The sequence below is a fragment of the Chryseobacterium viscerum genome (assembly GCF_002899945.2).
Taxonomy (GTDB): domain Bacteria; phylum Bacteroidota; class Bacteroidia; order Flavobacteriales; family Weeksellaceae; genus Chryseobacterium; species Chryseobacterium viscerum.
In genome coordinates, this window is record NZ_PPEG02000018.1 from 1 (window position 1) to 10,402 (window position 10,402).

The 10,402-nt window shown below is 32.6% G+C and carries 6 protein-coding genes and 2 pseudogenes; 7 read left to right on the forward strand and 1 reads right to left on the reverse strand.

The features are described from left to right. Positions 1-322: 322 nt before the first annotated feature. The 6 genes and pseudogenes from C1634_RS25435 (at position 323) to C1634_RS25460 (ending at position 7,000) form a co-directional block, all read left to right on the forward strand. A complete protein-coding gene (locus C1634_RS25435) occupies positions 323-1,654 on the forward strand; it encodes a hypothetical protein (protein WP_103234911.1) in 1,332 nt (443 codons plus the stop codon). Positions 1,655-1,762: 108 nt separating this feature from the next. Beyond that, positions 1,763-2,173, forward strand: coding sequence for a transposase (locus tag C1634_RS25440; RefSeq protein WP_103234910.1), 411 nt, complete (start codon positions 1,763-1,765; stop codon positions 2,171-2,173). Positions 2,174-2,210: 37 nt separating this feature from the next. After that, entirely contained in the window at positions 2,211-3,497 is a 1,287-nt protein-coding gene (locus C1634_RS25445) for a M16 family metallopeptidase (RefSeq protein WP_228410173.1), read from the forward strand. A 53-nt stretch (positions 3,498-3,550) separates the two neighbouring features. Then, positions 3,551-4,984 (forward strand): annotated as a pseudogene (locus tag C1634_RS25450) (M16 family metallopeptidase); the annotation flags it as partial. A gap of 243 nt (positions 4,985-5,227) precedes the next feature. Further along, on the forward strand, positions 5,228-5,566 hold the full coding sequence (locus tag C1634_RS25455; RefSeq protein ID WP_103234912.1) for a transposase: 339 nt from the start codon (positions 5,228-5,230) through the stop codon (positions 5,564-5,566). Positions 5,567-6,112: 546 nt separating this feature from the next. After that, on the forward strand, positions 6,113-7,000 hold the full coding sequence (locus C1634_RS25460; RefSeq protein ID WP_109739371.1) for an AraC family transcriptional regulator: 888 nt from the start codon (positions 6,113-6,115) through the stop codon (positions 6,998-7,000). A 188-nt stretch (positions 7,001-7,188) separates the two neighbouring features. Here C1634_RS25460 and C1634_RS26610 read toward each other — a convergent pair. Continuing rightward, positions 7,189-7,316, reverse strand: a pseudogene (locus C1634_RS26610) (IS256 family transposase); the annotation flags it as partial. A 484-nt stretch (positions 7,317-7,800) separates the two neighbouring features. Here C1634_RS26610 and ccoO point away from each other — a divergent pair. Next, entirely contained in the window at positions 7,801-10,059 is a 2,259-nt protein-coding gene (gene ccoO / locus C1634_RS25465; protein WP_103235333.1) for a cytochrome-c oxidase, cbb3-type subunit II, read from the forward strand. Positions 10,060-10,402 lie beyond the last annotated feature (343 nt).

Genomic DNA, 10,402 nt, shown 5'->3' on the forward strand with positions numbered 1-10,402 from the left:
GATTACAACAGTAATCATCCGCATAAATCGTTAAATGGACTTAGTCCTTGGCTGTATGCTAAAGAAGTTTTAGTGTATTAGAGTGTATTTTATATTTATTAACTGTTTGAAAAAGGGAAAGTCTTCACATATACAAAATATATTTAAAACGCATTAAGAAATATATAACATAGTAATCTAAAGACAGAGTTCGCTACAAAAGAAGCCCTGCTAACTTAAAAACATAAAGTATTAAAATTAAGACAGTTGGATAAAGCAGTGTTATTGCAGTGCGTACTATTACAATAGCAACAAGTAATTTTGTATTTCAAAACACAAAAAAATGAAATTACTTTTGATTGGAATTTTAATTCCTGTTTGTACATTTTCGCAGGTTGGTATAAATACTGCATTACCTAAAAGTACCCTTGACATAACTGCAAAAAATGCTGTAGGATCTACAACAAATGTTGACGGAATTTTGATTCCTAGGATAGACAGACAAAGAGCACAGTCTATGAACAACATTCCCACTTCTACATTAGTTTTTATTAATGACAACACAACAGGAAGCCAAACAGGGACCGCTGTGAATATAGATACTGTTGGGTACTATTATTATAATGGAACAATCTGGGTTAAACTTCATAATCCTACCAATTCTTCATTTGTTTCATCCAATATTTATAGCGCAGATGGAGCACTGTCAGGAAATAGGACGGTAATGCAGAGGGCTAATACACTAGCATTTACAGGAAATGCCACAAACGCATTTTCTGTAGATGGAAATACCTTCTCAGTTGATGCGGCAAATAATAGAATTGGTATTAGAAATTCCTCACCTGCCACAGAACTTGAGATTGGTAATGCAACGGAAACTCCTAACCCAACAATCCGTTTGCATAGTAATCAAAATAATTTTTCTGGTGGGGGAACCTTACAATTTGTAGAGAGCGATCCAAACTATGGTACAATAATGCGTCATCACACCTCAGACAATACTTCAGGATCTGAAAAAGAAGGATTGTATTTTAGTAGTCTGGCTGCTGGTATTGAAAGTACTTCTCCAACACTAATGCTCGATCAGACAAATCAAAAAGCAGGGATAGGAACAACTGATCCAACAGAAAAATTAGATGTTAACGGGAATATGCGCTTAAGAGATGTTCCTACTAAAGATCTAGATCCGCAGGATAATTATCTTGGAATTACCAATACCGGAGTTTTGAAAAGAATCAATTTAAATACATCATCTTTTATATTGTTTGCAACTAAGACCACTAATACAAACCGTACCGGAGGAGAAGGCAATAATACGAATCTAGATTTCGATGTAATTAATAATATCAATTCTAATTACATTGAAAGAGTATCAGGATCAAATAAGTTTAGGGTTAAAAAGAGTGGAATTTATTCCATAGAAATTGTCGCAAAGTTCAATAATATTTCTGTAGGCAATGACCAGGAAAAAGGAGTGGCACTGAGATTATATACAAATAATGATCACTTTCAGGTCAGAGGAGAAAGGTGGGCAAATAATGAAGGTAGTTCTTATTTACATAGAACAGTAATTTTAAATCAAAATGATGAAATATATCTTCAAACCCAAACAGGAAAACCTTCCTATACTCAAAGTCCTGGTAGCAGCATATTTATAACATATGTTCCAAATTAAAAAATACAAAACAAACAACTAACGATTCTATTAACACAGAATGAAAAGGCATATTTTTTAGATTAAAGGCTCTAGATATATGACTTAAAAAATTATCACAATAAAGTAATGAAATTTAAAAATATCCATATAGGCGAGGAAATCAGACTTAAGGTTGTAGAATATAATATTGATGCATCAAGAATAGCAATTTATCTAAAATGTGGAATGGATGAAATAGAAAACTTTTACAAATGTCAAGACATGAATACAACTGATTTGATGCGCTGGTCCAAACTTCTTAGGTATGACTTTTTTAGATTATATTCTCAACATATCATTCTATATGCCCCTAAATCCAAGAATATAACTTTGGAAAAAAATACTATAACTTTTAAAAAAAACATTTATACAAAAGATTTAATTGATTTTATATTGGAAGTGATAGAAAATGGAATAAAAACCAGACAACAAGTCATAGATGAATATAAAATTCCTAAAACTACTTTGTATAAATGGATAAGTAAATATAAAAAATAAATAAAATGAACAAATGATTAAAATTTGTATAAGGCTAATGATGTTTTTTTGGGTGATAATTCTTAATGCACAACAAATTAAATTCGAAGAGTATGACCTGTCAAACGGCCTTCACGTAATTCTTCATCAGGATAATTCTGCACCAGTAGTGACTACAGGGGTAATGTACCATGTAGGGGCCAAGGATGAAGTAAAGGGAAGAACAGGTTTCGCGCACTTCTTCGAACACCTTTTATTTGAAGGAACCCCCAACATCAAAAGAGGGGAATGGTTCAAGATCGTTTCTTCAAACGGAGGTCAAAATAACGCTAACACGACGAATGACCGAACCTATTATTATGAAACGTTCCCTTCCAATAACGAACAGCTTGGTCTTTGGATGGAATCTGAAAGAATGCGCCATGCGGTCATCAATCAGGTGGGAGTAGATACTCAGAGAGAGGTTGTAAAAGAGGAAAAAAGACTAAGAATGGACAACCAGCCTTACGGAAACCTTTTCCCTACGATTCAGAAAAACCTATTCACCAATCACCCGTATAACTGGCCTACGATTGGTTCTATGGAAGATCTAAACTCTGCAAAACTTGAAGAATTCCAGGCTTTCTATAAAAAATACTATGTTCCGAACAACGCAACATTAGTGGTTGCAGGAGATATCAAGCCTGAACAAACTAAAAAGTGGATTCAGGAATATTACGGAGGAATTCAAAAAGGAACGCTTTATCCAAAAGATTTCCCGAAAGATGCTCCTATCACTCAGGAAAAAGAAGTAACAGCTACGGATTCTAACATCCAGCTTCCGGCATATATTTTTGCGTACAGAACTCCTGCTAACAAAGAAAAAGATGCTTATGTTCTTGATATGCTTTCTTCTTACCTGAGCAATGGTAAATCTTCTGTTTTATACAAAAAATTAGTTGATCAGGAGAAAAAAGCGCTTGCTGTACAGGCTTTCAATCAGGGTCTTGAAGATTACAGTATTTTCGCATTCTTTGCGATCCCAATGGGACAGACAACAAAACAGACTTTACAGGCTGACATTGATGCTGAAATCAAGAAACTACAGACAGGGCTGATCTCTGAAGAGGATTATCAGAAACTTCAAAACCAGTATGAAAATCAGTTTGTGAATGCGAATTCAAGCATTCAGGGAATTGCTGCTTCACTGGCAACCAACCACGTATTGATGGGCAACACCAATTTGATCAATAAGGAAATTGACATCTACAGATCAATCACAAGACAGGATCTGCAGAACGCGGCTAAAAAGTACTTGAATTCCAATCAAAGAGTAATCATCAATTACGTTCCTGAAAAAAAGTAGTCATTTAAAACTTTCAGGTTTAAAAAATGATTATTAAAATTAAATTTTTACAAATGAAAAAGCAATTAACATATATAGCTGCAGCGTTTTTTTTCGCAGGAACGATTTCAGCACAAAAAATTGATCTTAACGCAATGCCGAAACCAGGTCCTACTCCTGCGATCAACATTGCCAAGCCAAAAACTTTTCAACTAAGCAATGGTCTTACGGTAATGGTTGTGGAAAACAATAAATTACCAAGAGTAAACACAACGCTTTCGATGGACAGACCTCCATACTATGAGGGAAATATTAAAGGGGTAAGTGAAATCATGGCAGACCAGCTTAAAAACGGAACGATCCATATGAGCAAGGATGAGTTTAATAAGAAGGTTGACTTTTTAGGAGCTAACTTAAATTTCTCTTCCGGAGGCGCTTCTGTAATTTCTCTTTCAAAATATTTCCCGGAAGTACTATACCTGATGTCTGATGCTATCGTGAATCCAAAATTCACTACAGAAGAAATTCAAAATTCTAAAGAGAGAATGATTGAAGTCTTAAAATCTGAAGAAAAAAATACTTCTGCAATTGCATCAAAGGTTTCCAATGCTTTAATGTATGGTAAAAATACTTCCAGAGGAGAATTTAAAACGGTAGAATCTATCAACAAAATCCAGTTAGCTGACGTACAAAACAATTATAAAAAATATTATGCTCCGGACAATGCTTATTTAGTAATTGTGGGAGACGTAAAATTTGATCAGGTAAAACCAATGATTGAAAAAGCCTTCAACGGTTGGAGGAAAGTAAATACTAGTATTACTTCTTTAGAACCTGCTTCAAATATTGAAAAAACAGAAATAAATATAGTAGATGTTCCTTCCGCAGTACAGTCTGTTGTTTCTTTGAACAACCTGAACAGTTTGAAAATTAAGGATCCAATTTTCTTTGCAACTATTGTTGCTAACCATATTCTTGGTGGTGGTGCTGAAGCACGGCTCTCCATGAATCTTCGCGAAAAAAATGGCTTTACTTACGCTGCTTATTCACATATGTCATTTACTAATTATCCTACAACGTATTCTACAATGTTTTCTGCGAGTGCAAGTATAAGAAATGAAGTTACAGATAAAGCTGTGAATGAGCTTATGAATGAACTTAATGCTATTTCTATGGTAAAGCCTGAAGAACTTGAAAGCGCAAAAGCTAATCTGAAAGGTTCTTTTATCATGTCCCTGGAAAATCCTTCAACCATTGCAACATTTGCTCTAAGTCAAAAAGTACTGGATCTTCCAGATGATTTTTATACCAATTACCTGAAATCGATTGATAAGGTAAATACTGAAGAATTATCTAAGGCTGTAAAATCGACTATGCTTCCCACCCAAAGCAGAATCTTTATTGTTGGTAAAGCATCTGATATTTCTGAAGGATTGGAAAAATTAGGATATCCAGTAAAATATTATGATACAGACGCAAATCCAATCTCAAAACCAGATAGAAGAGAAAACTTAAATTCAGTATATAGAAATAAGTAACTTTTTGGCAATAAACACTTCAAATGGAAGTGAAAATAGCTCTATTTTATTAATTATAATGTAATTTTTGATATTCACTCAATTTTAAAAAATTAACATTAATAAAAAGTGATGAAATCAAGTATTACAGGATCTTATAATAATGTACGAATCATTATTGTGGGATAATATTTAAAAGATGAAATTTAATTTTTTAACATGTCGCTTCAAATAATGGAAAAAAATGATAATTCAGCAAAACCCGATTATAAGCGTATTTATAAAGATATAATAAATATGAAATTTCCTGACAAGATGGATCTTTGCAAAGTGTTATTCGAAAAAGAGATATTGTCAACATTAGATATTATAATTTTGAACAAAATAGTTTTTGGTATCAATGATGAAAACAATGAATCTATTAACAATAAATATAAGGTATATAGTCGTCAAGATATCTACAATATCTTAAAATTTCAGAAAACTGAGTTTTTAAATAATACTCAATTAGCAAAACATTTTAAAATGAGTAGAAATACCATTACAAAATGGAAGAAAATGTATAGAATTTAACTTATCCTTTTAATTATTTTAGACACGATCCAACGAAATGAATAAGTTAAAAAGTTAGAGCTCAGATTTTATAATCTGAGCCTTTTTCTTCCATCTCTCCTATCAATTTGTTCAAAAAATATGTTGTAAATAATCCAAATGGTAAAATTGTTACACCGATAGATATTGCCAGTTTAATAAATCAGTTCATAAATTTCCAAAAGTAGAACCAAAAACTCTACTTTTAAGTGTGACTAAGTAATTGAAGATTACGGAAAGGCTGATTGGAAAAAATTACAATTGATGGTAATGTTGCCATTGTCATGGGTAAAGAACTAAAACAACTTTCTCCAGACGTAACAAATATTAACGATTGGTTACCTCGAAGATTTACAAATGGATTAAAAAAGATGGAAACTTGCAGCAAGGCAATCAACCGAAATACATGAGAAATAATAACTAATTTTGCCAAGTGACTAATAGAGTAACTTATGTATAATAATATTACATATACAGTAAGCCAATATCACAACCTTAATTGAAATAGAGACTTGAAATTTTTAGATAATGGACAAAAAATACCCAACTTTTGATATCTGTAATTTAATAACGAATAAGTTATCAAATGATTTATTTAATGCAGACAGATTTCAAGGTTATCTATTAAAAAATCCACCAATAAAAAAAGTGCATAAACATTCCTTTTATCATTTGGTATATTTCACCGCGGGCATAGGTCAGCATACAATAGATTTTAAAAGTTATCCTATTGAACCTGGTTGTATTTATTATATGCGTCCCGGACAGGTCCATAGATGGGAATTTGAAAGTGATGTTGATGGTTATGTTATCAATTTCTCCGCTACTTTTTTTGACCAGCTCTCTATAAATTCATCGATAGTTGATCAGTTTCCATTTTTTAATATTTTTTCAGGTGATCAAATGTTGAAAATCAGTGAAGATCGCAGCGCCAAATTCGTCGCTATTTTTGAAGAAATTTTGAAAGAATTACATGATGCTCGGGATTTTACTCCAACCATTATTGCAGCAGATCTGATTAAATTATTTGTCCTATCTACAAGGGAGGTACATTCTCAAAAACTGATTTTTAACAAGACGAATTACAACTCTATTTTATTGAAACAGTTTCTGGATTTAATTGAAGAAAACTACAAATATATTAGGCTACCGAGAGATTATGCAGCCCTTCTTCATACCACATCTAATCATTTAAATTTTATATGTAAAGATCAAATCAATATGTCATCAGGAGAAATAATACGCAACAGAGTGTTGCTAGAAGCCAAAAGAATGTTAGTAAATTTCGAGTTATCAGTAGCAGCAGTAGCCATGGAACTCAATTTTTTTGACACATCTTACTTCATTAAATTCTTTAAAAAGTATACTCAACTTACTCCTGAAGCATTTAGAAAACAATATTATAATAAATCTTAGGAAATTGTATAAAAAATTGGCGAGCAGATATAAGAAGTTGTTTTTAAACTTTAAATTATAAAAAAAATAGCTCAATATTATCTAGACAATATACCACGAAGTGTGTAAGTTAAAAATTAGGGCTTAGATTTTATAGTCTGAGCCTTTTTAAAAAAAACGATAAATTGATTTAAAACAATACCGTAATTTTAAATAGGCATCGTCCAATTTATTGGACTCTTTCAGAGCAAGATATAGAGACTTTAGAATAGCATCATAGGTAGTAAAAGACATTTTATTTATGGGTGCATTCACAGATTTTTCCTTTTAGATTTTCATCACACTGTATTTCTAACGTTTCAATTAATTTTGATTGTTGGTTTCCAACCATTTAAACACTGATAGATAGATAGATAGATAGATAGATAGATAGATAGATAGATAGATAGATAGATGAGAAATAAGTATAAATTTTCAATATTTTGTGAACAACTGAAAAGCAACAATATTCAAAAATCCTAGTCTATTGCTAAATTAACATCTTCAATTAATTACTTTTTTTATAAATATATTTTCATTCATTCTCTTTCCAATTGTGATTAAATTGCACTTTAAAGACTATTTTTTCCACGAATATTACCATAGATATCCATCAACCTCTTCATAAATTTGAAAATTCATTTTTGTTTAGGATAAAATAATAAACCTCTTCTATTATTGACTTGTTAAATCAGCAAATTTAGCCTGTTTTACTATTTAATATAATTAAATAAAAACAAAGAAAAGAGGTCAATACAAAATAAGAAAAACAGTTAGTTGATATGGAGTTACAGAAATTTAGTTATGATAATAATATTGTTAGAGCATTTTTATATGCAACCATAGTATTTGGTTTGATTGGATTTACTTTTGGAATTACAGCAGCTTTAATGCTCTTTTATCCGGAACTTCCGGAGTTTGTTTTTGGTACAGATGATACCAGTATTCAAAGTCTAAGAAGTGGTGGAATTCAATCTTTAATTGAGACCCATGGCGCTTTTGGATTTGGTAGGATCAGAATGTTACATACAAGTACTGTAATATTTGCATTTGTATGCAATAGTGTTTTTACTGGTGTTTATTATTCGCTGCCTAGATTATTAAAGACACCTATGGCCAGTCCTACTCTATCATGGATTCATTTCTGGACTTGGCAAATCATGATATTGTCAACATTCATAACCTTCTTTATGGGTATCAATACTTCAAAAGAATATGCCGAACACGAGTGGCCGATCGATATTTTGATTACATTTTCATGGGTGATTTTTGGAGTCAATATGTTCATGACAATTGCTAAAAGAAGAGTAAGACATCTATACGTAGCGATATGGTTTTATATAGGTACCTGGATCGGATTGGCTATGCTTCATATAATAAACAACTTAGAAGTTCCTTTATCTTTTACAGGTTGGAAATCATATTCAATGTACGCAGGTGTAAAAGACGCATTAGTACAATGGTGGTATGGTCACAATGCCGTTGCTTTCATTCTAACAACTCCGATTTTGGGTTTAATGTACTACTTTTTACCCAAAGCAGCCGAGAGACCTGTATTTTCTTATAAGCTTTCTATTATCCATTTTTGGTCATTAATATTTGTATATATATGGGCAGGACCCCATCACCTCCAATATACTGCACTACCCGCCTGGGCACAAGCTGTTGGTACTGGGTTCTCTATTATGTTAATCGCTCCATCTTGGGGAGGAATGTTAAATGGTCTTTTGACTTTAAGAGGCGCTTGGGACAAAGTTCGTAGTAATCACATCCTTAAATTCTTTGTGGTGGCAGTTACCTGCTACGGTATGGTAACTTTTGAAGGACCTCTATTAGCAACTAAAACTATAAATAAAATTGGACACTATACAGATTGGGTAATAGGTCATGTGCATCTTGGGGCATTGGGTTGGAATGGATTTATGGCATTTGGTATGATATACTATCTGGTACCAATTATGTGGAGAACAAAGATATGGTCTGCAAAATTAGCAAACTGGCACTTTTGGTTAGGTACTTTTGGCGTTATATTTTATGCCGTGCCTATGTATATTTCAGGATTTACACAAGGACTGATGTGGAAACAGTTTAATCCCGACGGAACATTGATGTGGAAAAATTGGCTCGATACTGTGACAGCTATTATTCCTTACTATAAATTGAGATTTCTGGGAGGTACATTTTATATTTCAGGGACTATTTTAATGGTCATTAATCTAACTGCCACAATACGAAAAGGTTCTTTTCAAAAGGATATTCCTGCTCAAGCTCCAGCCTTATCCTTGATTGGTAAAAAAAGAAAAGAAGGAGAAGGCACCCATCTGTGGATAGAGAGAACTCCTTTTTTATTAAGCGTCTTATCATTTCTTGTATTATCTGTAGGTACTGGCATAGAGATTATTCCAACCTTATCACTGAAGGAGAGTGTTCCTACAATTTCTGCTGTGAAACCTTATTCTCCACTTGAACTGGAAGGGCGGGATATTTATATTCGAGAAGGTTGCAACTCGTGTCATTCTCAAATGATCAGGCCTTTTAGGGATGAGATCGTAAGATTCAATGGCAAAAATGGCGAATATTCTAAAGCGGGTGAATTTATATATGATCGACCATTTTTATGGGGGTCAAAAAGAACTGGACCAGATCTGCATAGAGAAGGCGGCAAAAACCCAAGCTCCTGGCATTTCAAACATATGTACAATCCGAGATCAACTTCGGCAGGTTCCATTATGCCAAGATATCCTTGGTTAATTAGCAATAATCTGGATAGGACAAAATTAGTTGACAAAATTGTCTTCATGAAAAATGTTTATGATATTCCCTACACAAAGGCACAAATTGATTCTGCCGATTCATGGGCAGATAACCAAGCCTTAGGAATTGTAAAAGAAATATTTTCAGAAGCAAATGATCTGAAGGAGGCTTATGAAAAAAGACCAAAAGGTGAATTAGAAAAAAAAGAAATCATTGCGCTCATCTCCTATCTTCAAAGATTGGGTACGGATATTAAAACCACTGAAATAAAGACAGTAAACAAATAATAAATATACAATAAAATGATTTATCAAGATTTTAATGATTTATTAACAGATACTGAATATACTGGACTATATCAAACTGTTTCATTGCTTTTTTTTATGTTATTTTTTATAGTAATAGTTTTACTGGTTGTAAGAAAACCACAAAACTACTATAAAGATGTATCAGAATCGCCTATTGACAGCAAGTAAGAAATGTACAATTTTACGGTGACCACTTGAAGACTTTCCCTTTTTCAAACAGTTAATAAATATAAAATACACTCTAATACACTAAAACTTCTTTAGCATACAGCCAAGGACTAAGTCCATTTAACGATTTATGCGGATGATTACTGTTGTAATC

What these genes read in the sequence shown, in the direction of transcription:
- C1634_RS25435 (WP_103234911.1), top strand. Translation starts at nt 323, where the DNA reads ATGAAATTACTTTTGATTGGAATTTTAATTCCTGTTTGTACATTTTCG.
- C1634_RS25440 (WP_103234910.1), top strand. Translation starts at nt 1,763, where the DNA reads ATGAAATTTAAAAATATCCATATAGGCGAGGAAATCAGACTTAAGGTT.
- C1634_RS25445 (WP_228410173.1), top strand. Translation starts at nt 2,211, where the DNA reads ATGATGTTTTTTTGGGTGATAATTCTTAATGCACAACAAATTAAATTC.
- C1634_RS25455 (WP_103234912.1), top strand. Translation starts at nt 5,228, where the DNA reads ATGGAAAAAAATGATAATTCAGCAAAACCCGATTATAAGCGTATTTAT.
- C1634_RS25460 (WP_109739371.1), top strand. Translation starts at nt 6,113, where the DNA reads ATGGACAAAAAATACCCAACTTTTGATATCTGTAATTTAATAACGAAT.
- ccoO (WP_103235333.1), top strand. Translation starts at nt 7,801, where the DNA reads ATGGAGTTACAGAAATTTAGTTATGATAATAATATTGTTAGAGCATTT.